The organism is Corynebacterium sp. HMSC29G08, from assembly GCF_001806875.1.
Taxonomy (GTDB): Bacteria; Actinomycetota; Actinomycetes; order Mycobacteriales; family Mycobacteriaceae; genus Corynebacterium.
On record NZ_KV786241.1, the window covers coordinates 1 to 24,519 of the forward strand.

Sequence of the window (24,519 nt, forward strand, 5' to 3'; positions counted from 1 at the left end):
CCCCAGCGTCGCCCTGCGCGGGCCGGCGGGGGCGTTTGGCGGCGCCCGGCGCGGCGCCTTTTCCGCGTTTGCAGCTACCTACACCCGGCTACCAAGCGAAAAAATGGCAGGTAGCTGCATGTAGGTAGCTGCATTTGGTGTGGCGGGGCGGTCGGACCGTTTGCGGGTGGGGCCCGGCCCGGCCCCCACGTCAGGGCGCGCAAAAGAAAACCCCCGGCGTTGAAACCGGGGGGAGTGGTGCGCCATGACGGGCTCGAACCGCCGACCTACTGGGTGTAAACCAGTTGCTCTTCCAGCTGAGCTAACGGCGCGCGCTAGGAAAGACTAACAGACGGTATGCGAGAGAACCAAATAGAGGGGGCTTCCTGCGGTCTCTGGGCTAGCACCGGGGTGACGCGTGGAAGCTGTTGAACATGGACTCGACCTGATCAACGGTCGCATTTTTGAAATAGGGAACGGGGATTTTCACGCTGCTGCTTCGTGTGGTCCGGTACGGTTTGCCGCGCCAGTAGGAGGTTGTCTCGGTGTTGCCGTAGAGGCGTAGGAAGCAGGCGACGGGCATTGGGTCGTCGTGCTGCCAGAAATGTGTGGCGTCGATACGCAAAATGCGGTGCTCCTGGCGGTGGAATGGGAACCCCCGAGAGCTGTACGTGAAGGCGTTGTCATGCATTTCAGCGGCCACATCCGTGGCTAGGAGCTTCACTACGAGATACAGCGCTAGGAAGATCAACAGCCCCCCGATGTACGGCATGATGGGACCGCGTCCGGTGTCGGAGCGAAACGCGGTTAAAGACACTATCCCTAAGCCCAGGAGTAGGGGGCCAGCGAACCATGCTCGGATCCATTCGTTGCGGGCTGTCACGGACCATTGATAACCACTGTCGGATACGTGGAGGACTGGCTGTACCGCCTTCAGCGTGTATTTCTTGCCGCTGGAGTTGATCGCGGGGCCGAAGAACGGCGCGATGATGACGTGGACCCCTAGGAAAATAGCGCCCGCTACGCCGAGAACGCCGATGTCCCTGCGCTCACTGATCGCTAGATATACCCCGATGACTGTTGGGACGAGCAGAGACAGCCAGATCAATACCAACTTTATCCAGTGTGATGTACGCATTAGTATCCCAAGCCTTTCTTGGTTATTTCGTTACCCGCATAAGAGGAGAACGCTCCCGCAACCAATAACGCGAGCAACCCTGGTGCGGTGAGAACCGCTGATCCCCCGATTAGAGCCAATGCAGCACCGGTGCCAATTCCTGCACTAGCGCCCACCCCTGCAGCAATGGCAGATGTTTGCTGCGAGTAGCCCTCATTACGCGACACGTTGTAATCAAACAGCGCACCGCCAATGGATGTGACTGCGCCGCCGCCGCGTGCCACAAATTTGCTTAGGTGGTCTGCCTCTGCCAGGTGGGAGAAACGGTTGGCGTGCTTCAGGCTTTCCTTGTGGGAGGCATCGGCCATGTCGAAGCCAAGTGCAAAGGTGCCAACGAATGCGTTGGTGGCCATGCCTTGGCCGTGGCGTGCTGCAAAGGTTTGGAAATTGGCTGGGTTATCCAGCTGCATTGAAGAAAAGTCGAAGGCCGCCGCCTGGTCAGCCGTGCGCACATTGTTCATGAAGCGTTGGGCGTTTTCCTTAAACTCTGTGACAGCTCCTCGGACCAACACCAGGTAGGGCGTCCACTTCTCATCAAAGTCCTGCACGGCTTGGAGGATGTGCTGGCCGCGGATGCTGTCAACCCCGGCGAGCTCTTGAAGCGCGTCTATGGCAGGGGTAAGTGCGTGAAGGGCTGTGGCAAGTTTGTGGATCGCATCCTCAGCGCCAGCTTGATCAACCTGGCAATTTGTGACCTTGTCGGGTGCCTGGAACGCGATGGGGGAGCTGGGGTCCTTAGCTGCGCTGATGTCGTTTGCAATGTCATCAACGGCGTGGGCGTGTTTTTCGCGGGTGCGTTCAACGACACCAAGTGTCTGGTCCCACTCCCTCTGGACTCCCGAAAGCACCTGGGCACAAGCATTGAGGTTAAGCAGTGTCGCAGGGGAGCTCGTTGCCAAGTGGAGCTGGTAGGCAAGGTTGTATGCGTCCACGGCAGCTCTGTGTCGCGCATGGATGCTTTGCGCCAAGCGCCGCAGGTTTTCCAGCTTGCGTTGCGTGCCATCCACTTTGTCGGCGTAGCGGGAGATCTTCTTGCTCAGTACCTGTTGGGCATCACCAACCGAATCCACGGCATCCCGCAGGCGCTTCGCGTGAGCGCGCATGGCGTTGAACACCTCACCGTCGCTGCCACCAAACATGGCGCTGGCAAGGTCATCCTCAACATCACTAAGCCGCTTCTGGCAGGATTTGCGCTGATCCGCACTGCTTTCTATGAGAGCAACCGAGCCGCCGGCGCTAAAACGTGGTGCGAACGCTTCAAAGCCTGGCAGATGTTGGGCCCACCCCATACGTATTTCCTTCCCCCTAAAGGTGTTCAAGTTAGGGAGAAGCTTAGCGGAAGTTAAGCCTTGGCGAACTCGGTTTCAATCGCGTCCATCAAGGCGTTCACACCTGCCGTGTCGGCGTTGGATGGAAGGAACACGGTGACGTCGCGCCCGTCGGGGGTAGGGAAGGTGGCGGCGGTGGCGTCCATAGGCAACACCGCGGAAATTAGGTCGAGTTCGAAAGCGCGGGTGGCGTCCTCGAAGTTGTAGTTGATGTCGGCCACGTCCCAATCGCCGAAACGTACGCGCAAGGAACCGGTTGCGCCACGCGTGCCGGGATCCGGCATGACGGCGATGTCGGAAGCAGTGGTGCCTGCGGCGCGCGCAAGCTGGTGGATAGCGGGGGTGAAGTCCGCAGCACCGGAAAGACCAGCACCGATCACCGTGCCAGCGAGCAGGGGCTCGCCATCCGGGTCAGTCAAACCGGCAAGCGTGGTCAGCGGGAAGCTGCGGAAGCTAGCGGGCTCATCCAACACGGCATCTTCCACGTCATCCGGTTCAACACCAGGCGCAAGCGTCACGCCTGCCTGGGCATACAGGGCCAAAGCATTACGAAGAAGATCAGTCACGCCCCTCATCCTAGGCCCGCTAGCGCTCCTCGTCGCGGTCAGTGGCCCAGGGGTTTCTGCGCCCACCGCCATAGCGACTCCGCGCCGACGCAGGAGCTGGCGCAGAAGCGGCAGCAGCCGACGCAGAAGCAGCTGTGGGGGCGGGGGTGGGGGGCGTTGGGGCGTCGTCAAGCAAAAGCTCCTCCTGCTCCTCGCGGAAGCGGCGGCGCTCACGAGTCTCGCTGACAATGAAATAGATCAGGCCAGCGGGGGCGAGCAGGCCGAACGCGATCCACTGCAAGCCGTAGGACAGGTGGTTGCCGGTCTCGAGCTGCGGCAGCGGGATCGCGTTGATCACGCCGGGGGAGTCGCTGAGGAGCTGGATGTACGGGCTGATCAGGTTCGTGTCGGTGAGCTCGCCGATCTGGCCGGGGCTGATGGAATAGACCATCTGGTGGCCGTGGATGATGTTGGGGTTGGTGGGGTGGACGCCTTCGTCTGCAAGCAGCATGCCCGTGATTGTCACCTCGCCGGTCGGGGCGGGCTCGATCGGCGGTACTTCGGAGGCTTCCTTGGCAGGCACCCAGCCGCGGTTGACCAGGACTGTGCGGCCATCGTTGAGTTCAAACGGCGTGAGCACCTGGAATGTGGCGACGCGATCAACGGAGCGCAGACGCAGCAACACCTCCGCGCCCTCAACGTAGCGGCCGGTGGCGACAACGCGGGACCAATCGGCGCCGTCGTTCAACGAACCGTCCTGGCCAATGCGCGTAGCCAGCGGCACCGGGTCCTGGTCAAAGGCCTCCACAATGTGCTCATTGCGCTGCTCTAACCGCTCATTTTTGCCCAACTGCCAGGGCGCAAGCGTGGTAAACGCGAAGTAAGAAAACAGGATGATCAGCACGGCTGACAGCACCCAACCAGGGGTCAAAAACGTCTTCCACCACGGCTTACCGGAATTCTTCACAGTAACTACCTTAGTGCGGCGCGCACCCAGTCAATAATGCCGTCCGCGGCGGCCTCGATCTGCTGGCGAGTCACCGCAAAGCCCTCCGGGCCGCCGTAGTACGGGTCAGCCACGCCTAGATCATCGGCGCCGGCCTGCGGGTCAAAGGAACGCAGCAGCCGCACCTTGGATTCCGGCACGCCGCGAGCCACCAGCTCAGAGACGTGGTTGTGGTCTAGGGCAACGATCAGATCAGCGTTGAACTGAGCGGCGCCGAATTGCTGGGCGCGGTGGGCTTCACCGTCGTAACCGTGGGCGGCAAGCTCAGCACGTGCACGGTGATCTGCCTGGTGGCCAACGTGCCAGTTGCCAATGCCGCTGGAGGTCACGCGCACGGCGTTGACGGCGTTGTCAGTATCCTCATCCACAGCGAAACCGGCCTCGGCCAGCTTGTCGCGCACAATCACCTCCGCCATGGGGGAGCGGCAAATGTTGCCTGTGCAGACAAAATCAATGTGCAGCATGTGTCCTCACAATCGTGTCCAAATCTTCGGGTGTGCGTGCCACATGCGTGGCACGCGCCCACTCACTTTCATCACCGTAGCCCCACGTCACCGCAACTGAGGGCAAACCGAAGTGCGCCGCGCCATCAAAATCGTGCACGCGGTCGCCCACCATCAGGGGCCGTGCAGGTGTGGTATGTGTGAGCACGTGGTCAATCACTTCGATCTTCGTGGCCCGGCCAACCTCATGGTTGGCGGCGCCTAAGAAATCCACGTGCTGCATCAACCCGGCGTCCTCCAACGCAAGGCGGGCGAAGCGCTCGCTCTTGCTTGTCGCGGTACAAATGTGTAGCCCTAGCATCTTCCACCCTTTGAGTAGCTCATCCACGCCTGGAAACATTGTGAACTCACGCCAGCCAACAGAAGACATGTAGTCCGAATACGCTTCCATGGCACGCTCAACATCCGCCGCCTCTAAACCCGCGGCCGCAAAGGAATCACGCATTGGCGGGCCCGGGATCTTGCGCAGGAAATCCTCACCCGGCACCGCCAACCCGAGGGCCTCCATACCCGTGATAAACCCCGCGCGGATGCCGGGGTAGGAGTCGATGAGGGTGCCGTCTACGTCTAAAAGAATGCTCACCACACCAAACCACCATGCCGGATTTGTAGGCTGGGTGCCATGACTGTCTCAAATACAGCCACCGTGGCTGACTGCGTCCGCGTCCTAGAAACCGCCTACCCGCCGCAGCTTGCAGAAAGCTGGGACAAGGTCGGCCTGATTTGCGGCGACCCCGAAGCCCGGGTAACCAAGGTGGCGTTTGCGCTGGATTGTACGTTGGAGGTGGCGCGGCGGGCCGTCGAAAAGCAAGTGCAACTGCTGGTTGTGCACCACCCGCTGTTGCTGCGCGGCGTGCATTCGGTGGCGGCGAACACGCCGAAGGGCAAGGTGATTCACACGCTGCTTCAAGGCGGGGTGGCGCTGTTTGCCGCGCACACGAACGCGGATTCCGCACGCCCGGGCGTGTCCGACAAGTTAGCTGAGCTGGTGGGCATTGAACCCGGCCGCCCGATTCGCCCGGTGTTGCTGGATGGCATTGACCACTGGGGCATCCACATTCCGCCGGCGGATGTAGACACGGTGATGGGCCCGCTGTTCGAAGCCGGCGCCGGCGAGATCGGCAACTACCGCAAGTGCGCGTTCAGCTTTGAGGGCCAGGGGCAGTTTTTGCCTATCGACGCCGCGTCGCCCACCACCGGCACCGTCGGCGAACTCCACCGCAGCACCGAGACCCGCGTGGAATTCGTCGCTCCGACCCGTCTGCGCCGCACGCTCATTGACGCGTTGCGTGAGGCTCATCCGTACGAGGAACCGGCCTTTGACGTTGTCCAAATGGCCGACACCACCGACTTATCCCAGGCCACGGGGCTCGGGCGTATCGGGGAGCTGCCTGAGGCGATGACGTTGCGTGAGTTCACCCAGCAAGTCGCCGACGCGCTTCCCACCACCGTCTGGGGCGTCCGCGCCGCCGGCGACCCAGACCAGATGGTCAAGCGCGTCGCGGTCTCCTCGGGCTCAGGGGACAGTTTTCTTGACGACGTCTCACGCCTCGGCGTCGACGTCTACGTCACCTCAGACCTGCGCCACCACCCAGTCGACGAACACCTGCGCGCCGGCGGACCCGCAGTCATTGACACCGCCCACTGGGCCAGCGAGTTTCCGTGGACCGAGCAGGCCGCGGGTATCGTGGCAGAGCTAGACGTGGAAACCATTATCCTGCCGGTACGCACCGACCCGTGGACCGTTTCCGCACACCCCACCGCCAACTCAAACGTGGAGGATTAACACCCATGCACCTGTCGCAGGAACTACAACCCGTGCTGCTCAAGCTGGCTACTGCAGAAGCAGCAGCCGCACGCCCGGTCGCCCGACCGGAGGTTGCGGAGCTTCAGCGCGCCGGGAAGGAACGCGAGCGTATTGCCGCGGCCGCCTCTGCCGCACAGATGGCGGTAGATGACATGGAGCTGGAGATCCGCCGTATTCAGGAGGACCAGCGCAAGCTTGAGAGACGCAAGAAGGACAACATTGCCCAGCTTGGTGCGGCAACGGACGTTGAGGTGCGCCGTGATCTGCAGCATGACCTGTCCACCACGGAGGCGCGTCTGACGGATCTGCGTTATGAGCTCAAGGAGGCGCATAACGAGATCGCGGCGCTTCGCAACAACCGTGAGGTCCACGGTGCGCAGCTTGATGAGGCCACGCGCAAACTCGAGCAAGCCCAACGTGCGGTGGACGCCCTGCCGGAGGAAACCCCGGTAGACACCGGCGCGCTGCGGGCTCAGCTGCCGGCAGATATCCTGGCTGTGTACGACAACGTCGGTGCGGCGTCGTTTAACAGCCGCACCTGCGGTGGCTGCTTTTTGCAGCTGCCGCCTTCTGAGCGCGCCGAGGTCATGGCCGTTGCGGACGATGAGCTGCCGACCTGCCCCAACTGCGGCACCCTCTTGGTGCGCGTGACGGAGCGCTAGCCATGCGTGTTTCGCTGTTTTGCGACGGCGGCTCCCGCGGCAACCCCGGCATCGCCGGCTCCGGATCCGTCCTATATAACGAGGCTGGCGACACCTTGGTGGAGATCGCCTACGTAGTCGGCGCCAAGTCCACCAACAACGTCGCTGAGTACTACGGGCTGCTGCGCGGCCTTGAAGCCGCCCGCGACCTGGGCGCGACGCGTGTGGACGTGTCGATGGACTCCAAGCTTGTCGTCGAGCAGATGACGGGACGCTGGAAAATCAAGCACCCCGACATGCAGAAACTGGCCCGTGATGCACGCGACGTAGCCAAGTCCTTTGACAAGGTCACCTACACGTGGGTGCCGCGCGCCAAGAATAAGAAGGCCGACGAGCTTTCCAACGTTGCCATGGATGCCGCCACGAAAGACGGCACGCCGCGCATCCTCGACGGCGGCGTGCCTGCCTCGAAACCTGACGAAAAAACTGCCTCGAAACCTGCCGCGAAGTCGCACGTTGTTGCAAGCCCCGCGCACTGGTCGGGCACGGCCGCGCCGCGTACCCGCTTCGTCCTCCTGCGGCATGGGCAGACGGAGCATTCGGCGCAGCGCAGGTACTCGGGTTCTTCTGACCCTAAGCTGACCGAGATTGGCCGTGAGCAGGCGAAACGCACCGCAGGCGCCATCGCGGCGATGGGCAAGATCGACGTGATCGTCTCCTCCCCGCAGAGCCGCGCTCGCGAAACCGCCGAGTACTGCGCGGAGGCACTCGGCTTGGACGTGGAGATTATCGACGGTTTCCGCGAACTCAACTTCGGCGCCTTCGAAGGACTGACCCGCGCTGAAGCCATGGAGCGGTATGGGGAAGAGTTTGGTCGGTGGGAGGCGTCGTTTAGCACGAGCCCCCCGGACGGCGAATCAACGACTGCACTGCACCGGCGCGTCACCCGCGCTCGCCTGAAGGTGCAGGAGGCGCACGAGGGGAAGACGGTGCTGGTGGTCACGCACATGACGCCGATTAAGTCCGTGATCCGCCAGGCACTCGGTGCGAGTGCGGAGACGTTTCGCCACATGTTCTTAGACCTGGCCAGCATTTCCGTGGTGGAGTTCTACGGTGATTTTGGTGTGGTGCGTACCTTCAACGACGTCGCGCACCACCGCTAAACACACCCCACGGTACGTTTGCAGCTACTTACACCCGGCTACCAAGCGAAAAATCGTTGAGTAGCTGCGTGTAGGTAGCTACAAACACCGATTGGGCGCATGCGCTGACCGCGCACTAGAATGAGCTACCGCGAATGAGTTGGCTGGGTGATCGCGGCGGTGTGAACCGCCCCAAACTTGGGGTAGGCGCAGGTCGAGGAAAGTCCGGACTCCACAGGGCACGGTGGTTGCTAACAGCAACCCGGAGCGATCCGCGGGAAAGTGCAACAGAGAGTAAACCGCCACTGTCCTAAGGCAGGGGTAAGGGTGAAAGGGTGCGGTAAGAGCGCACCGGCGTTTGTGGTGACACAGGCGGCCAGGTAAACCCCACCGGGAGCAAGGCAAGAGCCCCCGCCCGTTAAAAGGCGGAGGTTGTCGGACGCGATGAGGCTGCCCGCCCAGTCCGAAGGTAGCTGCTTGAGGCGCCCAGCAATGGGTGGCCCAGATGGATGATCGCCGCCCGAAAGGGTACAGAATCCGGCTCATAGGCCGACTCATTCGCCCTTGGTCTGGCATGCTGGCAAAGCATGAAGCTCTATGCCGCGCCGCTGAATTTCCGTGCACTTGCGCAAGAGTTCGATGTGCCCACGGATTTCCCGCCTGAGGTGCTGGAGGAGGCGCAGCACCTGCAGTTTTCGCCTGGGCACAAGCGTATGGACGCCCGCGACATCCCCATGGTCACCATCGACCCACCCGGGGCCAAAGACTTGGACCAGGCGTTGTGCATTGAAACGCGAGGGGATGGCTACCGCGTGTACTACGCCATTGCGGATGTCGCGGCGTTTGTGGAGCCGTCTTCGCTGGTCAAGCAGGAGTCGTTGCAGCGTGGGCAGACGATTTACCTGCCGGATGAGCCGGCACGTCTACACCCGGCGCCACTTTCAGAAGGCAGCGCGTCGCTGCTTCCCAATGTTGATCGCCCCGCTGTCTTATGGACGTTTGATCTTGACGCCGCCGGCGAAGTCGAACACGCCCACGTCGAGCGCGCCCTGATCCATTCCGTGGCCAGGTTGGATTACGCGCAGGTGCAGCAGGCGTTTGATAGGGGAGACGCGATGGCGCAGATACGCCTCCTGCCCGAGGTGGGCAAACTCAGACAGCAATCTTCTTTTCGACGCCAAGCCGTCAACCTACGCCTGCCCGCAGTGCGCGTGGTGGAAAACTCCGACGGCACGTTTGAGCTGGTCATTGAGCCCAGGTTCGCCGCGATGGACTACAACTCTGAGCTCTCCCTACTCACGGGCATGGTGGCTGGGCGCATGATGGTGGAGGCGGGCGTGGGGTTCTTGCGCACACTTAAGCCTGCATCCGCGGAGGCGGAAGCGGAGTTTCGCGCGGAGGCGCACAACCTGGGCTTTGACGTGGAGGGGGAGATCGGCGCATTTTTAGCGGGCGTAGATGCAGACACCCCGCGCGGCGCGGCCGTGATGCGTGAAGCACAGAAGCTTTTGCGCTCCTCCGGGTATGTGGATTTGTCCCAGGGTGCACCGGAGGTGCATGCCGGGATTGGCGGATACTACTCGCACGTCACAGCGCCGTTGCGCAGGCTGATTGACCGCTACGCAACCGAAGTGTGCCTGGCTATCTGTGGAGGCTACGAGATCCCAAGCTGGGTGACGGATGACGCCGAGGCAGTCCTGCAAACCATGTCCCGCACCTCACAACTGGCTAACACCGTAGACAAGGCGGCGCTGAACCTCACGGAGGCAACCGTGCTTAAGCCCTGGGTGGGGCACAACTTTGAGGGCGTGGTGCTGCAGCACCGTTCGCAGCGTGCACACATTTTTGTGACGCAGCCGCCGTTGCTCGCGCCGTCGATAGGCGGGCCTGCCGAAGGCACCCAAAGCGTGTTCTCCCTGATTCGCGCGGACCCCGAAGCGCGCAAAGTGGAGTTTGCCTGGCCCGCTGACTAGGCGTTATCTTCCCTAATCGTCCAGCCGTGCGGCCTCACCCGGGCGGATCTCCAGCACGTGGAAGTCCTTGGCAAACACCTTGGCAAACTCGTCTGCCTCCTTAAGCGGCACAAACGCCACCACGGCCTGCGAAGTACCCGCCGCCGCCGGCCGCGCCGCCGTCGCGCCGCGCTGCAGCGCCAGTGCCACCAGCGCGTCCGGGGTTTCCAGATCGTGCGCCTCGTTTGGGGAGTTCAGCAAGGTAAACAGCTCGTTGCCTCGGCGTGAGCGCAGTGCCTTAGCCGCGGCCAGGCTGCGCAGCGTCTCTGTCTCGCAGAACTGCACCCAACGCCGCGCGGTTTGCGGCTCCGGCGCCTTCTCATCGCCCGCGTCGCGCCGCGCCTCCACCCACTCCACTACCCGGTCCACGTTATCGGGCAGTTCGCGTAACGACGCCACGCCAAAGTTCCCCACCGCATCATCAATAAACCCACGCCACGTTGCAATACGCTCTTTTTGCTTGCCGTGCGGCTGTCCCCACGCTTGTGCAATGGAGAAGATACGCACACCCAACCTGCCCGGGTGTGGAGCAGGTGCGACCGAGCCGTCGGCGTAATCCACCACCGTGACCTGCTCAGGCGTGCCGCGAAGCGCCACCGTGTGACGCGCGCGCAAAACCGCAAGCGAGGAATACGTACCAACCGCGTGCGAGCAGATCTCCGCCAGGCGTGTGCGTATCGGCGGATCATTCACCTCCGCGTTGCCCCCGGCAAGGGCCAGCGCAATCGCCGCGTCCGCCGCGTACAACGCGCCAAGACCAGCACCAACCGGGATCTCGGAGACCACCGTGATGTCCAACCCGGCCGTATCGCGCGAAAGCACTTGGCGGGTAATCATCGTCTGCACCAAACCAACCACGCGGCGCATCAGCGGATCCTCGATCGCGCCTTCTGCAAGCTGCACCAGCGTCGCCTCACCCGTAGTCACAGGGGAGTGGGGGCTTTCGGCGTGCAGCGTAATCAGGTCGTCATCACGCGGACTGACCGCAGCCGCCGCACGTAAATCCCCCAACCCAACAACGGTTACGCCCCCGAAGTGATCCACGTTCTCACCGATCAACACCCACGTTGCCGGCGCCGTCGCCACATACGCAGGCTGCACCCCGGTACGCTGCGCATGCTGTGCGCGTACTGCTTTTGCCGCCTCTGCCGCCTCTGTCAGCTTTGCCATGCGGCCTACAGTACCAACTCATACAGGTACACTTTTGGCCATGAGCGACGACAAGTTCTACTACAACCCCGAAACCGGCGAAGTCACCCAAGGCAAGGTTGCCTCCTGGGACAACCGCATGGGCCCGTACGACTCCCGCGAGGCCGCCGAGCACGCCATCACCATTGCGAAAGAACGCAACCGGCTTGCCGACGCCGCCGACGACGCCGACGACAACTGGGGCGAACCCGCCTCCTGGGAGAAGTAAGCCGACCTACTTCGAAATCTTCTTAAACGCCTTCTTCAGCTCTCGCATGGAGGCGTCGTAGGGGGACAACGCGGCATCGCCAAGCATGAGCTCCCGCTGGTAGAGCAAACCGTAAGCGAACGTGTCCTCGCCGCGCTCGCGGGCCTCATCAGTCAGGCGCAAAATACGATCGCGCGAGGTCACAGCGTCCTGGAAATCACCCAACACGGTCTGCAGCGCCTTCGCCGCCTTAGCCAGGCGCCCCGTCTTAATGCCCGCAGCCTCCGCAGCCGCCGTGGCGTAACGCAACTTCTTCACAGCTTTACGCACATCATGCACGTAATCCTCGCGCTTGTGCAGCGGCAAATCCGTGTCGTGGTAATGCTCCGCAACCTTCGCGTCGCGCTTGCGCACCTTCTTAAACGCCTTCTCCAGGTGCTCCATGAGGATCTTTTTGTCCGTCTCACTCTCCTCGGACTCCTCTTCGGGGCTGGAATGCACCGGCGGGGAGGCGAGGAGATCATCGATGGCGTCCAGCATGTTCAAGAAACGCTCACCGTCCAGCATCGCAACGATTTCGGCGTGCGCGGCGGTGTAGTCCGACCGCATGTCGCCGGCGATGTGGGCACGGGTGGCGTCATCGATCAGACCGCTTTCATCGGTCTCCAGCAGCTCAATGAAGCGCTCCTCAACCACCTCGGCATCACGCGCAACGCCCAACACCGCGGCGGTTTCCTTCAACTCCGCCTCAAGCGTTGCAAGCTGCTCGCCTTCGAGGATGCCTTCAAACGTCTCCAACAGCGAGCGCATCTCGCGCGTAGCCACCCGCAGCTGGTGCACCGAATCGAACTCATCCGCGCGCACCTTCGGGTCCCACGCCACGATCTCAGCACGCTGCGCGCGCACTGCCGCGATCACAGCCGCGGCCGGCGAGCCCTCCTCCAACTCCGGCTCCTGCAAATGCGGCGGCAGGGGAGCGGTGTGCACCGAATCGCCCAGCGCCGTGGCCAGTTTCGACGGCGACGACGACTTCCTCGCACCACTATTAATAAGGAAAGACGTGGCCTGACGGATCACCGCGTGACCTTCCTCGGTGCCGGCAATCGACTCCGCCAGCTCAAGCTCCCACTCGCGCCACGAGGTGCGCTCGCCGCCGGGAAGTAGTGACCAGGCGGTGACGTGATCGTCGCAAAACTCCGCGATGACCTCGCCTTCTTCGTTAGCAAGCTTGGACTCCACACGACGGTTGTCCACCTGCGCCACCGGCTCCAACGGCACATTGCGCACAATCGCACGCACCTGATCCAGCAGCTCAGAAGGAATCGTGGCCGGATCTTCCAACGGCGCGCGCAGCTCATGGCGCCCATCACCGTCCGCCGGCAGCTTCATGTGCCAGCCGTCGTCCACCCCTCCTTTACGACGCCTCAACGTAACCTTCTGCCTACTCAACCTGAGATCAGGCGTGTCGTAATACACCGCGGACAGGTTGTGCTCCGTGGTGCCCTTCATTGCGCTCACCCCCGGCAGTTGCGTCAAGTCCGGCACCGCCGTCGAATCATCCACGGCAAGCTTGATCTCCACCTCGAGGTGGCGTTCTGCCTGCTTGTTCTTCTTCTCGCCCATGGGTGGCCTCCTTTAGTTGGGTATTAGTTACAACGATAGTCGCGGGTGTGGCGGGTCGCCCGGGGTGTGCTGTGTGGCGGGTCGCCCGGGGTGCGGGATCACGTTTCACCACGCTCGGTCGCGATGGCTCCCGGCGCTGCCCGCTACACCCCGACGCTGCCCGCTACACCCCGAACACAACACCCCGAACAGACCATGGAAATGTGGTCTATCCGTACTCTTCCGTTCGGGGTTTAGGGAACAACGGCAAAATAGCGGCGCGCTAGGCGGCCTTAGGCGCTGGGCTGGTAGCGCCAGTGCTCGCCGGAGCGTGGGCGTTCGCGTGTTGCTTTTGTCAGCGGTTCGCCGAGCAGCTCGGATCGCGCCTTTATTTCGAGGAGGCGGCGGACGCACGCGGCTTCGTCGCGAAGAAGCTCGGGCACCGTGATGCGGAGAACCTCATAGAGCTGGGAACGAATCCAGTTTTCACGCTGGAGCTGCTCCAGGGCGGCTCGTTTGGGATCTTCGTCAAATTTGACCGCACCATCGATCTCCGCAACAAGCTGGCCCCATACGAAGTCCGGCCGGACGTGCTTACCAATCCACATCTGCTCCTGGACCACAATGCCGCACTCTCGAAGAATGACGCGGAAGAGCGATTCGTACGGCGACTCTGACCAGGTCGAACTCCACTCCAATGCCTGCCTGGCCTTGTTGATGCCTCGTTTTCGTTCCATCCGTCGAATCGTGGCTTCGAGGTCTTCACGCATCTGTTGTTGCTCCCACGGCTTCTGCATTTTGTGGAACAACGAGTCCATAGCCACAACTCCGTGGCGAACCCCGTGGAAACGCGCAATATCCACAGCGGTTCGGACGGGACTGGTCACGCGGAGCTTGTCTGTCGTGCCTGTGGGCGTGAACGCGATGGTATCCATTTCGGGGATGCACATGCCCGTATATCTCACGCCTGGCGGCCAACGCTTTGGGCTCGCGGGTTTCGGGTGAGCGAGATACACAGGAGCGTTGTTGTCGGGAAGCGTCCAAATGCTGTGTATAGCTGCGGCTGAGCGGCCGATCAAGACTGCTCTGCGAGAGGCCGCACCTACGGCATAGCAGCGAAGAAATTCCTGCTCGTGGCGCTTGAGCGCTTGCCAATCCGACGTTGCGATGAACTTCGTCGCTGACAACCTTTCGCACACCTGCTGTTCCGACTGACCGGGACGGATCAGACGGTCAATGAGTGAGTAAATGTCCACAATTTCCCCCCGAAAATGTTGCATGTGTTGAGGGGAGTCTAACGCATGCTGTTGGTTCACACTAGGGGGACCACAGGGCCGCGGTGTCCCACACGCTAGACCCCGAACGCAACACCCCGAATACACCATGAAAACGTGGCCTATCCGTACTCTTCCGTTCGGGGTGTAGCCGCGGCGGCGTTGGGGACGGCCAAACCCGGCGCGTCAAGCCAAACCCGCCAAACCCACCAAACCCAGCACAAAAGCTAAACTGCCACCATGAGCTCTCAAACGGACAACGTGCTGCGCTTGGTGGAGCAGCAGGACATCGCTTTCATTCGTCTGTGGTTTACGGATATTTCGGGGAGTTTGAAGACGGTGATGATGTCGCCTGCGGAGTTGGAGTCGGCGTTTGAGGAGGGGGTGGGTTTTGATGGGAGTTCGATTGAGGGGTTTAGTCGTGTGTCTGAGTCGGATACGTTGTTGAGGCCGGATCCGTCTACGTTCCAGATTTTGCCGTTTGATGAGGATGCGGGCCTGCAGACGGCACGTATGTTTTGTGACATTACGATGCCGGATGGGGACCCGCTCTTCGCTGACCCGCGGCAGGTGCTGAGGCGTCAGATGAATGCGGCGCGTGAGATGGGCTTTGAGTTTTTCGCAAGTCCTGAGATTGAGTTTTATGTGGTCAAGCCGGGTGAGGATAAGATCACGCCGGCGGATAAGGGTGGGTATTTCGACCAGGCGAAGCGTAATGAGGCGCCGAAGTTGCGCAGGCAGGCGATTGCTGCGCTTGAGTACATGGGCATCACTACGGAGTTTTCGCACCATGAGGCGAGCCCGGGCCAGCAGGAGATTGATCTGCGGCATACGGATGCGTTGACTATGGCGGATAATGTGGTCACGTTTCGCTACATCGTGAAGACGGTGGCGGAGGCGACGGGTGTGCATGCGACGTTTATGCCGAAGCCTTTTCCGCATTTGGATGGTTCGGCGATGCATACGCATTTCTCGTTGTTTGAGGGTGAGACGAATGCGTTTCATGATCCGGATGATGAGATCAGTTTGTCGCGGGTGGGGCGTCAGTTTATTGCGGGGATTATTGAGCACGCGCCGGAGATTTCGGCGGTGACGAATCAGTGGGTCAATTCGTATAAGCGTTTGCAGTTTGGTTCTGAGGCGCCGACGGCTGCTACGTGGGGTATTTCGAATCGTTCGGCGATGGTGCGTGTGCCTACGTATCGGCTGCATAAGGCGGATTCGCGTCGTATTGAGGTCCGTTCGTTGGATTCGGCGTGTAATCCGTATTTGGCGTTTGCGGCGGTGTTGGCGGCGGGTTTGAAGGGCATTGAGGATGAGTATGAGCTTGATGAGCCGGCGCGTGATGATGTGTTTGCGTTGACGCGTCGTGAACGTCGCGCGATGGGGTATCGGGATTTGCCGGGTTCTCTTGATCAGGCGCTTCGCCATCTTGAGCGTTCTGAGTTTATGGCGGAGGTGTTGGGTGAGCAGGTGTTTGAGTTCTTTTTGCGCACGAAGTGGGATGAGTGGCATGAGTATCAGTCGCAGGTTACGCCGTGGGAGATTGAGACTGGGTTGGATCTATGATCAGTCCTGCGAAACTTGGTTTAACTAGCCGTCGCGCTGCTGGGGATCTTGAAGAGCTCGGTTTGCACGATGAGGCGTCGTTGTGGACGCTGGCAGGCTCGGCCGATCCTGACCTTGCTTTGAACAATGCGCATCGTTTCGCTCGCGGCAAGAGCCTTTTGCTTGACGACGCCCAGCGCACCCCTTTCTTCGCCCTCATGGGCGGGTCGACCGCGTTGGCGGATCACTTGATTGCACACCCTGAGCTTGTGGAGACCTTGACGCTGCCGTTGCCAAGCGCCGAGGAGGCGGACGAGTTCATGGCGAAGGCTGCTACGGATGAGAAGGCGTTGAAGAACGCGCATCGGTCGTTGGTGATGCGGGTGGCTGCGAAGGATTTGGCGGGTACGTTTTCCGCGGTGAAGGGCTTCGGTGAGGGTGAGCCGTTGGGGTATCGCGCGGTGACGGAGGCGCTGACGAACATTGCGGACGCTGCGTTAAAGGCCGCGCTGACGCTTGCCACTGAGCGGGTGTATGGCGAGGAGGAGCCGGACGCGAAGTTGGCTGTGATCGCCATGGGTAAGTGTGGCGCTCGGGAGCTGAATTACATCTCTGACGTGGACGTCATCTTTGTGGCTGATGAGGTGACAACCAGGATCACGCGGGTTGCGGCCGAGTTCATCAAGATTGGCTCTGCGGCGTTTTTTGAGGTGGATGCGGGGTTGCGTCCTGAAGGAAAGGCGGGCGCGTTGGTGCGCACGCTGGATTCGCACGTGACGTATTACAAGCGTTGGGCGCAGACGTGGGAGTTTCAGGCGCTTCTGAAGGCGCGTCCGATGGCGGGCGATATGGAGCTTGGCCAGCAGTATGTGGACGCGGTGGCGCCTATGGTTTGGGAGGCCTCCCAGCGCGACAGTTTTGTTGAAGACGTCCAGGCTATGCGACGCCGCGTGCTAGCCAACGTGCCGGAAGGTGTGCGTTCGCGCGAGCTGAAGTTGGGCTACGGGGGCCTGCGCGATGTGGAGTTCGCGGTGCAGCTGTTGCAGTTGGTGCATGGGCGTATCGACGCTACGCTGCGCACCCCCGCCACCCGCAACACCATCGACGCTTTGGAGGCGCTCTCACAGGGCGGCTACGTGGGCCGTGAGGACACCAAGGCCCTGATCGGTGCGTATGAGTTTTTGCGCTTGCTTGAGCACCGGCTGCAGTTGCAGCGCTTTAAGCGCACACACCAGTTGCCTGAGGCTGATGATGAGCGTCGGATGCGGTGGTTGGCAAGGTCGGCGGGATTTGTGGCGTCGGCAAGCAAAAGTGTCATAGGGGAGATGGAAGCTGAGCTGAAGCGGGTCCGCGACACGGTATCCACCCTGCATGAGCGGCTGTTCTACCGGCCGCTGCTCGGTGCTGTGGTGGATCTGACGGTGGGCGAGGCGGCGCTGTCGGCGGATGATGTGAAGGCGCGGCTGGCGGCCCTTGGTTACCGCCACCCGGCGCGTGCTTACGATCACTTGGCGGCGCTGGTGCAGGGCACGTCGCGCAAGGCGAAGCTGCAGGCGATTTTGCTGCCAACGCTGATGACGTGGCTGGCCAGTACCGCGGACCCTGGGGCGGGCTTGTTGAACTACCGCAAGCTGTCTGAGGCGGCGGAGGATAAGCCGTGGTTCTTGCGGATGCTGCGCGATGAGGGTGTGGTGTCCATGCGTCTGATGAAGATCCTGGGCAACTCGCCGTACACGTCTGATTTGATCATCGCGGCGCCTGAAGTGGTTAAGCTGCTTGGGGACGGCTCCGCTGGCCCCCGCCTCATCGAACCCGCACCCGACCAGGTGAAGAAGGCGATCATTGCGGCCTCCAAGCGCTACCAGGATGATGCGGATAAGGCGGTGAGTGTGGCGCGTTCGCTGCGGCGTGCGGAGCTTGCGCGTATAGCTTCGGCGGATCTGCTGGGGCTGATGGAGGTGCGCCAGGTCTGCCTGGAGCTGACCATTATTTGGGACGCCGTGCTTCAAGCCGCCCTGTTGGCTGAGATCCGCACTGATCTTGCCCAGCGCGGTGTGACCACGGAACCCGCGCGCATTGCGATTATCGGCATGGGTCGGCTTGGTGGTGGGGAATTGGGCTACGGGTCGGATGCGGACGTGATGGCGGTGGCCGAACCTGTTGAGGGGGCCAACGAGGAAGAGGCGTTGGCGTGGGCGAGCCGCATGATTGAACAGGTGCGTGCGCGCCTGTCCAAACCTTCGGGCGACCCGCCGCTTGAGGTGGACTTGGGCCTGCGGCCGGAGGGGCGCTCTGGACCTGTCGTTCGCACCATTGCTTCCTATGAGCGCTACTACACACAGTGGGGCGAAGTTTGGGAGTACCAGGCGCTTTTGCGCGCGACCGTGATCGCGGGTGATGAGGAAGTTGGTGAACGTTTCCTGCACATGGCGGATGCGTTTAGGTACCCGGAGGGTGGTACCCCGCAATCTGCCGTCCGCGAGATCCGGCGTATTAAGGCGCGCGTGGATGATGAGCGGCTGCCACGAAACGCCGACCGTTCCGTGCACACCAAACTGGGCCGCGGCGCGTTAGCGGACGTGGAGTGGACGGTGCAGCTTTTGACTATGATGCACGCGCACAAACACCCGCGGCTGCACACCACCTCCACACTGGAGGCGTTGGACTATCTGGCGGAGTTGGATGACCCAGATGTGCTTGCCGCCGCCAAAGCCCGGACGCTGCGCACCGCGTGGCTGACCGCCACGCGTGCACGCAACGCGCTGGTTTTGGTTTCCGGCAAGCGCACCGACCAGCTGCCCGCGCCGGGCCCGCACCTGGCACAGGTTGCCGGATCAGCCGGTTATGATCCGGATGATCAGCAGCAGTTTTTAGAGGACTACCTGCGCATTACCCGCCGCGCGCACCGCGTGGTGGAGGAGGTGTTCTGGGGCGAGGCGCCTTCGCTGGAGCACGAGTAGCCTTGTGACATGGCTGTGAATATGACGATTGATCTGGCTGAGGCTACCTACGCCGATTTGGTTGCGTTGGTGGAGGCCGCACGCGTTGCCGGTGTTGCCCCTGACGCGAAGCTTGTGCTGGATGGCGAGACGCTCACGCTGCAGGTAGAGCCTGGTGCCAAGCTGGCCAAGGAGGTGCCGGAGGCGGAAGCGGCGGCGCATCGTAGCTTGCCGCCGCTTGGGGATGCTGCGATTCGCTCCGTGGTGGACATCCTCACTGGCCGCCAAGAGCCACCACGGCACTAGCACCACGTAGACTGTTGCGTTGTGGATTACATCTCAACGCGCGACCCGCACTCGACTGCCAATTCGTTTACTGACATCCTGCTGCAGGGCCTCAGCCCGGACGGCGGGTTGTACATGCCTGCCGCATACCCGCAGATTAGCGGCGACATGCTTGATCAGTGGCGCACGCTGCTGGCTGAAAAGGGCTACGCAGCGCTGGCTGCCGAGGTGCTCAAGCTGTACGTGGATGACATTCCGCCGCACGTCATTGAGCAGCTCACGGCAAAGGCCTACACCACGGAGGCAGGCAAGTTTGCCCACGAAGAAATCGTGCCAGTGACCTGTTTGGAAGATGACAAGCTCTACATCGCGCACCTGTCTGAGGGGCCGACCGCGGCGTTTAAGGACATGGCGATGCAGCTGCTCGGCGAGCTGTTCGAGTTTGAGCTGGGGCGCCGCGGCGAGGAGATCAACATCTTGGGTGCCACCTCCGGCGATACGGGGTCTTCTGCGGAGTACGCCATGCGTGGCCGTGACGGCATCCGCGTATTCATGCTCACCCCGGCGGGCCGCATGACGCCGTTCCAGCAGGCGCAGATGTTTGGCCTGGATGACCCGAACATTTTCAACATCGCGCTCGATGGCGTGTTTGATGACTGCCAGGATGTGGTCAAGGAAGTCAACGGGGACGCCGCGTTTAAGTCCAAGTACTCGATCGGTGCGGTCAACTCCATTAACTGGGCTCGTTTGCTTGCGCAGATTGTGTATTACATCTCCAGCTACCTGAAGGTGACGGAGAACAATGACCAGCAGGTTTCGTTCAGCGTGCCAACTGGCAACTTTGGTGATGTGTGCGCAGGCCACATTGCCAAACAGATGGGGTTACCGATTGACAAGCTGATCGTGGCTACCAACGAAAATGACGTGTTGGATGAGTTCTTTGTCACCGGCGAGTACCGTCCGCGTTCCGCGGAGGAGACGTTTGCAACGTCCTCGCCGTCGATGGACATTTCCAAGGCCTCCAACTTTGAGCGCATGATTTTCGACGCCACACTGCGCAACCCCACCCTTACCGCCGAGCTGTTTGGCACCAAGGTCAAGGAAGGCGGCTTCAGCACTGATGATTTCGGTGCGACAGGCGAGGAGGTTATGGCGCGGATTCGTGATGAGTTCGGCTTCCTGTCCGGCACCTCCACCCATGAGGACCGCTTGGAGATTATCCGCCAGTTGAAGGAAGACTTCTGGATTGTGGTGGATCCCCACACGGCGGATGGCGTGGCGGCTGCCCAGCAGCACAAGTTGGATACCCCGGTGATCGTGCTGGAGACCGCACTGCCGGTGAAGTTCAGCAACACCATCTATGAAGCGATTGAGGAGTATCCGCGGGTGCCGGAGCGGTTCAAGGGGATTATGGACGCGGATCGCCACGTCACCGACCTGCCCAATGATGCGGAGGCGGTCAAGCAGTTCATTGCCAACGCTATTGATACGACGGACACGACAGTTAAGACGGAGGCCTAACCATGGCACAGGAGCAGTTCGCAGGACCGGAGCAGTACACGGAATTTGACCCGGAGAAGTTCATCCGTGACCTAAAGATCCAAGCGGAAGAGGCCGCGAAGGACAAGGCTGCGCAGCAGAACGAGGACAAGGCTGGGCAGTAAGCACGAACCCGCAGGACCCGGGGCAGCGTGATGAGTTCGGCGCTGCCCGGAAATATCAGACTGGCGCGAGCCCTGCGTGGGCATTTCCTGAGCAGGGCCCGCCTCAGCATGCCCAGTCTGCTCAGCCTGCCCAGCACAGGCCGGGTGTGGCGTGGCTGTTTGCCGTCGTCGCGGTTTTAGCGCTGGTTGCGGGTGTGGTGTGGCTAGGGGTGAGCACATCACAGGTGCCAAGCCAAACGGATCAGGAGCGCCAGGCACTCGAGGAGGTCCGCACACCACCTAGTGAGGAACACTCCGAAGGTGAGACTCAGCTGCCGGCGAACAAGGTGCTGGTGCCGGAATATGCGGTGTGGGCGCCGGGCACCAAGATTCAGACCACGGACCATTACCCGGCGCCGGGGGAAAGTTTCACCGCACAGTCATGTACGGTGGCGTTTTCTTTCAGTGACATTCACGGCCGGAACTTCGCGGTGACCGCTGGGCATTGTGGCCACGAGGGAGATCTGGTGTGGCCCACGAATGCCACGTTTGCCTCTGACTATGAGCGCGAGGCTGGGCGTTTCATCTACTCGGGCCTGTTTCTCCCGGGGGCTGAGCGCGTGGACATTGGCATCATTGAGATCACCGACCCACAGCGCGCTATGGAGGTTGTGGGCGATCCTATCCCCACCGGTATTGCGCAGGATATTCCCGCCCCAGTCCGCGTGTGCAAGACAGGCGGGACCACCGGTTATACCTGCGGCGAGTTCCTAGAGACCCAGCGCGTGCAGATCGTAGACACGATGGTGGAAGAACAGCTGCCCACGTTCGGCGATATCGCGGGTGTATGCGTCTCGCCAGGGGATTCCGGCGGGCCTGTGTTTAGTGAGGTCAACGGCCGCGCCGTCATCATCGGCGTGGTCTCTGGCACGGAGGCTGGCCGCTCCGACGAGGAGTGCTTCGAGGGGATGGAGAACCCCAAGCGCATGAGTTACTCCAATATTGAGCAGCTCATGGGCGTGATCCACGCGGTGGTGCCGGAGCCAGCCTGGGTTACTCAGTCGTGGTAAACAGCCCGTCGCGGCGGGTCTCCATGTATTTGCCGCGAACGCGTTGCCCGGCAGCAACCTCCTCGTTGGTGTAGGCACTGGTTCGCAGGCGGTCCAAGCCAGGCTCCAAAGGCAGGCGCTTCCAGGTTTGCTCCAGTTCGCTGAGCTTGCTTTCCGACGCCACGTCCAACCACCCCAACGCCACCTCAACACCAGCCGCACTGTTGTGGTTCACAAACGCCACTGAGTCTGCGTCCTCTTCCGCAGCTAACGTGGTGTATTTCTCAATGCTTGCCGGCGGCAGCGTGGAGAAGCAGAAACCCAAAAAGCTGATGCGCATGTTGTTTGGGGTGGTCAGCACAAGGGTGTCCAGGCAGTTTTGTTCCAAGAGACGGGAGAGGTGACCAGTGAACTCTGTAGTGGAGGCCATTGCGGTCTCGGTGGCTTTTCCACGCACGATGACCCCGGTTTCGCCGACGGCGCTTTTCACATCTGTGATCAAGTAGGGGCGGATGCTGGCGAGTACATTTGCTTCGTCCCGAAGCGGCGGGTTCCACGCCTGGCGCGGATCCTGCTCGGTTGTGGTTGTGGTGCTTGCTGTACCGGTTGCAGCGCTGCCGGCTGCAGCGCTGGTGTCCGCTTCTGCATCCACGTGGTAGCTCACCAGCATGGCCATGGCTACCACGAGGGTGAGCACGATTGCTCCGTAGCCGATGGCAAAAATCGGGGTGGGGAGGCGTTTGTTCGTGCTCATGATTAAAGGAAGTCTACACTTGGCAACCATGCCAATCCCGGAGTTCATTGTTCAGACACGCGCAAAGATCGGTACTGACCTTATGTGGCTGCCTTCAGTGGCCGCGGTGGTGTTGCGAGATTCGACGGATAATTCTGCCTGGGCTGTCCCAGAGGTGCTGTTGGTCAAGCGCGCCGACAACGGCCAGTGGACCCCAATTACCGGCATTGCGGATCCGGGGGAGGAGCCGCATGACGCGGCCGTTCGCGAAGTTTTGGAAGAAACCGGCGTGCGCGTTAACGCAGCCGCCTTGTTGGGTGTGGGGGCGGTTGGGCCCGTCACCCATGACAACGGTGATAAGGCCAGCTACATGTCGGTGCAGATTCGTTGCGAAGCCGAAGATCCGGACCAAGTACCCGTTGTGGGCGATGATGAATCCACCGAGGTCGGCTGGTTCCCGATCTCAAACATGCCGGTGACCGACCCGAAGTGGCGTTTGGTGATTGGGGACGCCGCAGCGCAGCGCAAACACCCCACCTCATTTACCCCCCGCTTTGGTCTGAAGAAGCGCTAGCTACTAACTAACTTATCTGCTAGCAGGCAGCCTGGTTCATGATGGTCTGCTAGCACACAACACAGAAACGGTGCTGTGTCTATACATTCCACCTGGGGTTTTGCAAGCCTGTTTTCGTTATCTGCTAGTAGGCAGCCTGTTTCCGGGGGTCTGCTAGCAATGTCCAAGAACACCATGGATTCCGTGTCCAAAAAGACACCGGACTCCATGTCCAAAAACCCTATGGACATAACAAAGAAGCGCTAGCTACCCCACATAGCTACTTCGCAACGAGGGTGAAGGTGTACACCTCGCCGGTATCCGGGTTGGTCAGCTGCGCGCTGGTAGTGCCAACACCAACCGCGTGGAAGCTGGGGCCCGGTTCAAAGGCTGCCACCGTCTCGTTATCAACACTGCCCTCCGTCCACGCATCTGCATCCAGGTTCTCGCCAACGGGAACAACCAGAGGCTGATGCTTGGTAATGGTTACCTTCGCGCCGTCGAGGCTGTCCACGGTGACATACACCGGCGCTTCAAAGTCCACTTCGGATTCGTTGGTGCAGGCGGTAGGGAGGGTTAACGTGAGCGTCGTTAAGAGTAAAGCCCCAAAGCGCTTCATATTTACCAGCCCCGACCCTGCTGGGGCATTGGCTGCGGCTGCCCAAACGGGGACTGCGGCGCCGGTGCGGGACGCGTGCCCTTGACCAACATCCAAACGGCAATGCCAATGGCAATCAGGGAGCACAGCAGCCACAGGTACCAGCCGGCGCCCAAGGAACCGTACATGCCGTCAATCTGAAACGCGGTGGAGATGGTGGTCAGCAGCTGCGCACCACCGGCAACCGCGGCGACAATCGCCGCAACCTTGTCGCGGCCGAAAAAGCCGAAAACCGTCGCGCCGATGTACAGCAGGATCACCGCGATGGTGCCGATCAGCATGCCAGCATCTGGCCCGCCGAGCCCCTCTCGGAAGTACTCCTCGCCAACAGAGGTCAAGCCGGTGCCTTCATAAGACATCGATCCCCACCAGTTGAAGGTGAGCGCGGCGCTACCAAGACCCTCCCACGCAAAGCCGACCACCGCCACCGGCAGGAAGCTGCTCAACAGCGACACAACAGTCAACGCCAGATACGACCACGTTGGCCAACCCGGACCACGACGCTTCGGCGCCGGCTGGCCGAGCTGCTGACCGGGAAACGGCTGGCCCGCAAACTGCTGGCCTGGGCCTTGAGCAGGGCCAGGGCCTTGCATTGGTCCCGGCCCAAACTGCGGCTGACCCCCAAACTGCGGCTGCTGGTTTGGATTAAACGGCGAAGACATACGCACCCCTCACGTCAAAACTAGCTTGTTAAATGCC

The 24,519-nt window shown here is 61.4% G+C and carries 24 protein-coding genes, 1 tRNA gene and 1 other RNA gene; 13 read left to right on the plus strand and 13 right to left on the minus strand.

The annotated features are described in order from the left end of the window. Positions 1 to 235 precede the first annotated feature (235 nt). The 7 genes from HMPREF3101_RS05245 to HMPREF3101_RS05275 form a co-directional block, all read right to left on the minus strand. A tRNA-Val gene (locus HMPREF3101_RS05245) sits at positions 236 to 311 on the minus strand. Between the two features lie 68 nt (positions 312 to 379). Beyond that, complete coding sequence (locus tag HMPREF3101_RS05250) at positions 380 to 1,117, minus strand: hypothetical protein (protein ID WP_070463400.1); 738 nt, start codon at positions 1,115 to 1,117, stop codon at positions 380 to 382. Continuing rightward, the gene (locus HMPREF3101_RS05255) at positions 1,117 to 2,445 is read right to left on the minus strand and encodes a hypothetical protein (protein WP_070463403.1); all 1,329 of its coding nucleotides are present in this window, start codon (positions 2,443 to 2,445) and stop codon (positions 1,117 to 1,119) included. Before HMPREF3101_RS05255 ends, HMPREF3101_RS05250 begins: the two co-directional genes overlap by 1 nt. Before the next feature lie 53 nt (positions 2,446 to 2,498). Further along, positions 2,499 to 3,050, minus strand: a complete 552-nt coding sequence (locus HMPREF3101_RS05260) for a hypothetical protein (RefSeq protein WP_070463405.1) — start codon at positions 3,048 to 3,050, stop codon at positions 2,499 to 2,501. A gap of 19 nt (positions 3,051 to 3,069) precedes the next feature. Beyond that, the gene (locus tag HMPREF3101_RS05265) at positions 3,070 to 3,996 is read right to left on the minus strand and encodes an SURF1 family cytochrome oxidase biogenesis protein (protein ID WP_210386173.1); all 927 of its coding nucleotides are present in this window, start codon (positions 3,994 to 3,996) and stop codon (positions 3,070 to 3,072) included. 5 nt (positions 3,997 to 4,001) lie between these two features. Continuing rightward, positions 4,002 to 4,499 (minus strand): low molecular weight protein-tyrosine-phosphatase, encoded by a 498-nt coding sequence (locus tag HMPREF3101_RS05270; protein ID WP_083280102.1) that lies wholly within the window; start codon positions 4,497 to 4,499, stop codon positions 4,002 to 4,004. Further along, positions 4,486 to 5,121, minus strand: coding sequence for an HAD hydrolase-like protein (locus tag HMPREF3101_RS05275; protein ID WP_246816656.1), 636 nt, complete (start codon positions 5,119 to 5,121; stop codon positions 4,486 to 4,488). The genes HMPREF3101_RS05270 and HMPREF3101_RS05275 overlap by 14 nt, the downstream gene beginning before the upstream one ends. Positions 5,122 to 5,160: 39 nt before the next feature. Here HMPREF3101_RS05275 and HMPREF3101_RS05280 point away from each other — a divergent pair, with 39 nt between their 5' ends. The 5 genes from HMPREF3101_RS05280 (at position 5,161) to HMPREF3101_RS05300 (ending at position 10,101) form a co-directional block, all read left to right on the plus strand. Continuing rightward, the gene (locus HMPREF3101_RS05280) at positions 5,161 to 6,324 is read left to right on the plus strand and encodes a Nif3-like dinuclear metal center hexameric protein (RefSeq protein ID WP_070463409.1); all 1,164 of its coding nucleotides are present in this window, start codon (positions 5,161 to 5,163) and stop codon (positions 6,322 to 6,324) included. 5 nt (positions 6,325 to 6,329) lie between these two features. Then, positions 6,330 to 7,007 carry a zinc ribbon domain-containing protein gene (locus HMPREF3101_RS05285; protein ID WP_070463410.1) on the plus strand — a complete coding sequence of 226 codons (678 nt, stop codon included), beginning with the start codon at positions 6,330 to 6,332 and terminating at the stop codon, positions 7,005 to 7,007. 2 nt (positions 7,008 to 7,009) lie between these two features. Beyond that, positions 7,010 to 8,149, plus strand: a complete 1,140-nt coding sequence (locus HMPREF3101_RS05290; protein WP_070463412.1) for a bifunctional RNase H/acid phosphatase — start codon at positions 7,010 to 7,012, stop codon at positions 8,147 to 8,149. Positions 8,150 to 8,284: 135 nt separating this feature from the next. Beyond that, positions 8,285 to 8,689: RNase P RNA component class A (rnpB, locus tag HMPREF3101_RS05295), an RNA gene on the plus strand. Positions 8,690 to 8,715: 26 nt separating this feature from the next. Next, positions 8,716 to 10,101: an RNB domain-containing ribonuclease gene (locus HMPREF3101_RS05300; protein WP_070463414.1), complete on the plus strand. Its 1,386-nt coding sequence runs from the start codon at positions 8,716 to 8,718 to the stop codon at positions 10,099 to 10,101. 12 nt (positions 10,102 to 10,113) lie between these two features. Here the strand turns inward: HMPREF3101_RS05300 and HMPREF3101_RS05305 are convergent, their stop codons facing one another. Further along, positions 10,114 to 11,310 carry a galactokinase family protein gene (locus HMPREF3101_RS05305; RefSeq protein WP_070463415.1) on the minus strand — a complete coding sequence of 399 codons (1,197 nt, stop codon included), beginning with the start codon at positions 11,308 to 11,310 and terminating at the stop codon, positions 10,114 to 10,116. Between the two features lie 40 nt (positions 11,311 to 11,350). Between HMPREF3101_RS05305 and HMPREF3101_RS05310 the strand changes: the two genes are divergently transcribed. Next, on the plus strand, positions 11,351 to 11,557 hold the full coding sequence (locus tag HMPREF3101_RS05310) for a hypothetical protein (RefSeq protein WP_070463417.1): 207 nt from the start codon (positions 11,351 to 11,353) through the stop codon (positions 11,555 to 11,557). 6 nt (positions 11,558 to 11,563) lie between these two features. Here HMPREF3101_RS05310 and HMPREF3101_RS05315 read toward each other — a convergent pair whose 3' ends face one another. Both HMPREF3101_RS05315 and HMPREF3101_RS05320 read right to left on the minus strand, forming a co-directional pair. Then, complete coding sequence (locus HMPREF3101_RS05315; RefSeq protein WP_070463418.1) at positions 11,564 to 13,159, minus strand: CYTH and CHAD domain-containing protein; 1,596 nt, start codon at positions 13,157 to 13,159, stop codon at positions 11,564 to 11,566. Positions 13,160 to 13,431: 272 nt separating this feature from the next. Continuing rightward, on the minus strand, positions 13,432 to 14,418 hold the full coding sequence (locus tag HMPREF3101_RS05320) for a hypothetical protein (RefSeq protein ID WP_070463419.1): 987 nt from the start codon (positions 14,416 to 14,418) through the stop codon (positions 13,432 to 13,434). Between the two features lie 234 nt (positions 14,419 to 14,652). Between HMPREF3101_RS05320 and HMPREF3101_RS05325 the strand changes: the two genes are divergently transcribed. From HMPREF3101_RS05325 to HMPREF3101_RS05345, 6 genes are all read left to right on the plus strand, one after another. After that, complete coding sequence (locus tag HMPREF3101_RS05325; RefSeq protein WP_070463421.1) at positions 14,653 to 15,981, plus strand: glutamine synthetase family protein; 1,329 nt, start codon at positions 14,653 to 14,655, stop codon at positions 15,979 to 15,981. Beyond that, positions 15,978 to 18,920: a bifunctional [glutamine synthetase] adenylyltransferase/[glutamine synthetase]-adenylyl-L-tyrosine phosphorylase gene (locus HMPREF3101_RS05330; protein ID WP_070463422.1), complete on the plus strand. Its 2,943-nt coding sequence runs from the start codon at positions 15,978 to 15,980 to the stop codon at positions 18,918 to 18,920. Before HMPREF3101_RS05325 ends, HMPREF3101_RS05330 begins: the two co-directional genes overlap by 4 nt. A gap of 9 nt (positions 18,921 to 18,929) precedes the next feature. After that, entirely contained in the window at positions 18,930 to 19,205 is a 276-nt protein-coding gene (locus tag HMPREF3101_RS05335) for a hypothetical protein (RefSeq protein ID WP_070463424.1), read from the plus strand. Between the two features lie 21 nt (positions 19,206 to 19,226). After that, positions 19,227 to 20,705, plus strand: a complete 1,479-nt coding sequence (gene thrC / locus HMPREF3101_RS05340) for a threonine synthase (protein ID WP_070463426.1) — start codon at positions 19,227 to 19,229, stop codon at positions 20,703 to 20,705. Positions 20,706 to 20,707: 2 nt separating this feature from the next. Then, the gene (locus tag HMPREF3101_RS12110) at positions 20,708 to 20,848 is read left to right on the plus strand and encodes a hypothetical protein (RefSeq protein WP_168160164.1); all 141 of its coding nucleotides are present in this window, start codon (positions 20,708 to 20,710) and stop codon (positions 20,846 to 20,848) included. A 146-nt stretch (positions 20,849 to 20,994) separates the two neighbouring features. Continuing rightward, positions 20,995 to 21,897, plus strand: coding sequence for a trypsin-like serine protease (locus HMPREF3101_RS05345; protein WP_070463428.1), 903 nt, complete (start codon positions 20,995 to 20,997; stop codon positions 21,895 to 21,897). Here the strand turns inward: HMPREF3101_RS05345 and HMPREF3101_RS05350 are convergent. Continuing rightward, positions 21,881 to 22,630, minus strand: a complete 750-nt coding sequence (locus tag HMPREF3101_RS05350) for a hypothetical protein (RefSeq protein WP_141737366.1) — start codon at positions 22,628 to 22,630, stop codon at positions 21,881 to 21,883. The genes HMPREF3101_RS05345 and HMPREF3101_RS05350 overlap by 17 nt on opposite strands. Before the next feature lie 28 nt (positions 22,631 to 22,658). Here HMPREF3101_RS05350 and HMPREF3101_RS05355 point away from each other — a divergent pair, with 28 nt between their 5' ends. Then, positions 22,659 to 23,183 (plus strand): NUDIX hydrolase, encoded by a 525-nt coding sequence (locus tag HMPREF3101_RS05355; protein WP_141737374.1) that lies wholly within the window; start codon positions 22,659 to 22,661, stop codon positions 23,181 to 23,183. A gap of 259 nt (positions 23,184 to 23,442) precedes the next feature. On the opposite strand, the gene HMPREF3101_RS05360 is transcribed toward HMPREF3101_RS05355, so the two are convergent. Further along, complete coding sequence (locus tag HMPREF3101_RS05360) at positions 23,443 to 23,781, minus strand: hypothetical protein (protein ID WP_070463435.1); 339 nt, start codon at positions 23,779 to 23,781, stop codon at positions 23,443 to 23,445. 2 nt (positions 23,782 to 23,783) lie between these two features. Then, positions 23,784 to 24,482 (minus strand): hypothetical protein, encoded by a 699-nt coding sequence (locus tag HMPREF3101_RS05365; RefSeq protein ID WP_070463437.1) that lies wholly within the window; start codon positions 24,480 to 24,482, stop codon positions 23,784 to 23,786. Positions 24,483 to 24,519 lie beyond the last annotated feature (37 nt).

Excerpts from the sequence above, each read along its gene's own strand:
- HMPREF3101_RS05270 (WP_083280102.1), bottom strand. The coding sequence starts at position 4,499 with ATGCTGCACATTGATTTTGTCTGCACAGGCAACATTTGCCGCTCCCCC.
- HMPREF3101_RS05325 (WP_070463421.1), top strand. The coding sequence starts at position 14,653 with ATGAGCTCTCAAACGGACAACGTGCTGCGCTTGGTGGAGCAGCAGGAC.
- HMPREF3101_RS05310 (WP_070463417.1), top strand. The coding sequence starts at position 11,351 with ATGAGCGACGACAAGTTCTACTACAACCCCGAAACCGGCGAAGTCACC.
- HMPREF3101_RS05360 (WP_070463435.1), bottom strand. The coding sequence starts at position 23,781 with ATGAAGCGCTTTGGGGCTTTACTCTTAACGACGCTCACGTTAACCCTC.
- HMPREF3101_RS05300 (WP_070463414.1), top strand. The coding sequence starts at position 8,716 with ATGAAGCTCTATGCCGCGCCGCTGAATTTCCGTGCACTTGCGCAAGAG.
- HMPREF3101_RS05335 (WP_070463424.1), top strand. The coding sequence starts at position 18,930 with ATGGCTGTGAATATGACGATTGATCTGGCTGAGGCTACCTACGCCGAT.
- HMPREF3101_RS05315 (WP_070463418.1), bottom strand. The coding sequence starts at position 13,159 with ATGGGCGAGAAGAAGAACAAGCAGGCAGAACGCCACCTCGAGGTGGAG.
- HMPREF3101_RS05350 (WP_141737366.1), bottom strand. The coding sequence starts at position 22,630 with ATGAGCACGAACAAACGCCTCCCCACCCCGATTTTTGCCATCGGCTAC.
- HMPREF3101_RS05285 (WP_070463410.1), top strand. The coding sequence starts at position 6,330 with ATGCACCTGTCGCAGGAACTACAACCCGTGCTGCTCAAGCTGGCTACT.
- HMPREF3101_RS05280 (WP_070463409.1), top strand. The coding sequence starts at position 5,161 with ATGACTGTCTCAAATACAGCCACCGTGGCTGACTGCGTCCGCGTCCTA.
- HMPREF3101_RS05250 (WP_070463400.1), bottom strand. The coding sequence starts at position 1,117 with ATGCGTACATCACACTGGATAAAGTTGGTATTGATCTGGCTGTCTCTG.
- HMPREF3101_RS05320 (WP_070463419.1), bottom strand. The coding sequence starts at position 14,418 with ATGCAACATTTTCGGGGGGAAATTGTGGACATTTACTCACTCATTGAC.
- HMPREF3101_RS05365 (WP_070463437.1), bottom strand. The coding sequence starts at position 24,482 with ATGTCTTCGCCGTTTAATCCAAACCAGCAGCCGCAGTTTGGGGGTCAG.
- HMPREF3101_RS05355 (WP_141737374.1), top strand. The coding sequence starts at position 22,659 with ATGCCAATCCCGGAGTTCATTGTTCAGACACGCGCAAAGATCGGTACT.
- HMPREF3101_RS05255 (WP_070463403.1), bottom strand. The coding sequence starts at position 2,445 with ATGGGGTGGGCCCAACATCTGCCAGGCTTTGAAGCGTTCGCACCACGT.
- HMPREF3101_RS05330 (WP_070463422.1), top strand. The coding sequence starts at position 15,978 with ATGATCAGTCCTGCGAAACTTGGTTTAACTAGCCGTCGCGCTGCTGGG.
- HMPREF3101_RS05290 (WP_070463412.1), top strand. The coding sequence starts at position 7,010 with ATGCGTGTTTCGCTGTTTTGCGACGGCGGCTCCCGCGGCAACCCCGGC.
- HMPREF3101_RS05305 (WP_070463415.1), bottom strand. The coding sequence starts at position 11,310 with ATGGCAAAGCTGACAGAGGCGGCAGAGGCGGCAAAAGCAGTACGCGCA.
- HMPREF3101_RS12110 (WP_168160164.1), top strand. The coding sequence starts at position 20,708 with ATGGCACAGGAGCAGTTCGCAGGACCGGAGCAGTACACGGAATTTGAC.